The sequence below is a fragment of the Streptomyces sp. NPDC005566 genome (assembly GCF_040605575.1).
Classification (GTDB): Bacteria; Actinomycetota; Actinomycetes; order Streptomycetales; family Streptomycetaceae; genus Streptomyces.
In genome coordinates, this window is sequence record NZ_JBEXDB010000079.1 from 1 (window position 1) to 1,350 (window position 1,350).

Genomic DNA, 1,350 nt, shown 5'->3' on the forward strand with positions numbered 1-1,350 from the left:
GACCGGTGACCGTGAAGGTCCCGCGTACAGCTTTGCAGTCTGTATTGAGGAGAGGTTTGATGAATCGGCGTGCCAACACTGCAGGCAAGCGAGTGGGCTCGAGTCTGTACGTCCATCGCGATGCCGCGCTAGACATCGACTCACCGTCGATCGAGCTCCTCCGTGAGGCCCTCGCAGTTATCGCTCAAGCCGAGCCGCAATGGAATGTGGTCAGGTTATCTCTTGTGGATCGGGAAGTTGCCTTCCTAGACTATCCCTTGTTCGAAATCGAGCCGTTTCCGTGTCTAGCGTCGAGCTGCCTCGTGAAACTAGACCCGGAACCTCAGTTCAGCATCCGTGATTTTCGTTCCTCCCTCAATCCGCCGATTCTGCACCGGAAGGAACTTCTTCTCCATCTGGATGACGCGCGCCGTAGCCACTGGAGTCGCATCACCGCGGATGCAGAGGCAATCGGTCTTTTTGACGAGAATTTTAGGATCGGATTTCGCAACGATTGGCTTCAGCGAATAGCCGCAGCAGGATATGAGCTGATCGGAGGGGTGTTCGTACCTTCAGGCAACTTTGTCGGCGAAGACTTTGCAGAATCCGTAGTCGGGCCGCGGCCGGCTACCGTTGAGAGATATAGAACAGCGCTGACTCGTTCAGGGTTGTCAGCACCGATACAGGCGCTAATTAGATTCGGATTGCTAACAAAAGATAAGTCGCTGTTCGACTATGGATGTGGGAAGGGCGACGACATCGACGGGCTAAACAATGAAGGGTACAGCGCAAGCGGATGGGATCCCCATTTTGCTGCAGCGGCTCCCATAGTCGGGTGCGATCTAGTCAGCCTGGGATTTGTTCTGAACGTCATCGAAGATCGCGAGGAGCGCGATCGAACACTAAGTCGTGCATATGGACTCGCTCGTGTTGCGTTGTCTGTAGCAGTGATGACAGAAAGCGGATCAAGCAATCGAGGGCAACCGTATCGAGACGGCTATCTCACTTCACGCCGAACCTTTCAGAAATACTTCTCGCAGGCTGAATTAAAGTCGTATATCGAATCCGTGCTCCAACGCCCTGCATTGCTGGTGGCGCCCGGAATAGCTTTCGTGTTTGCCAGCGATCAACTTGAAGAGCGGTTTCGCTTGGATCGTCAGCGCTCGTCGCGGGTCTATCTTCGAGTCGCGCAAACCCGTCGGATGCATCCGCCTGCTCCCCGGCGTCGTATTCAGGCGTCGGTCGCGCTCTACAGCGCGAACCAGAGCGAATTTGATCGCTTATGGGCTAAGCTGCTACAGCTTGGGCGGGCGCCGATGCCTGATGAGGCAGAGGAGTTTGTCGACCTTGTCGATGCATGCGGGTCACTTG

The 1,350-nt window shown here is 55.4% G+C and carries 1 protein-coding gene; it reads left to right on the top strand.

Annotated features, from left to right (window positions below):
• Window positions 1–59: 59 nt before the first annotated feature.
• The coding region (locus tag ABZS61_RS34835; protein WP_356430545.1) for a DNA phosphorothioation-associated putative methyltransferase at window positions 60–1,350 on the top strand (1,291 nt) is incomplete at its 3' end.